The organism is Massilia sp. ST3 (genome assembly GCF_018119405.1).
In the GTDB taxonomy this organism is placed as follows: Bacteria; Pseudomonadota; Gammaproteobacteria; order Burkholderiales; family Burkholderiaceae_D; genus Telluria.
This window is the reverse complement of the sequence record NZ_JAGPWC010000151.1, coordinates 1-925: the sequence shown is the minus strand read 5'-3', so window position 1 is coordinate 925 and position 925 is coordinate 1. Positions and strand designations below refer to the sequence as shown.

Annotated in this window: 1 pseudogene; it reads right to left on the bottom strand. The window is 60.8% G+C overall.

Features of this window, described 5'->3' with window-relative positions:
* A pseudogene (locus KBW98_RS23800) lies at nucleotides 1–465 on the bottom strand (hypothetical protein); the annotation flags it as partial.
* Between the last annotated feature and the right edge of the window lie 460 nt (nucleotides 466–925).

The window sequence follows — 925 nt, the reverse complement described above, 5'->3', positions numbered from 1 at the left end:
CGCAGCGGCGCCGTTGGGCACCAGGTCCAGGGTACGGGTCTGGCCGGCGCCCAGGGTCGGCAGCACGGCCGAGATCACGGCGTGGCGGACCGAGCCGTCCGGGTGGGTGGCTTTCACGTCGACCTGCAGGGGCAGGGTGCTGCCATCGTCGAGACGGCCGACCAGGGCAGTGCCCTTGGCCAGGTGGCCGACAGCGAAGACTTGGCCGAAGGTGACCGGGACATTGTTCTGTGCAACGGTGGCGCTGGTGTTTTCCAGGCGCACGTTGGTGATGGCGGCGGCGGTAGGCGCCGGGGTCGTGGTGCTGGCGGTGCTGGTGGTCGGCGCGGTCGGGGAGGTGGTCACCGAGCGGCCCGAATAGATGCTACCGGCGGTAGCGTTGCTGCCTCCAAAGGCAACCAGGATGGCGCCGCACAGGGTGGTGGAGAGAGTGCGTGCAGCCAGAGAATTCAGTCGGGATTTCATTTCGAACCTTCCAGGAGTTGCCGTGACGAATTATTTTCCGTCACGAAAGAATCTGAAGGTTACGCCAAAGCAAAAGAGATTCCCACTGGAATTCACATTTGTGTGCAATCTTTCGCCCAAATACAACACAACATTATCCTGTTTTTAACGAACATTATTCGCATGTAAATCGTTTGCTTGACATTTTTCTCTTGAATATTTATTAGGGGTAGGACAAGAGCGGCACCATCGGCCGAGCGATTTTGTTGAGTAAGTTCAACTATCTGCGGGCGATGGCCAGGCCCGCCGCATGCCCGGCAACCGCCGCCCGCGCCGTGGGGGCGAAGCGAGGCTTGTCGCTGATCAATGCACATCCGCCCGCTGTGCATCCAGACAGGCCCTACAAAGTGCGCCGCAGCCGTCCAGAAAGCTGGAAGCCGGCAAGCTCTGCCGGCAATCGCTGATCACGGGGACAGCGCCA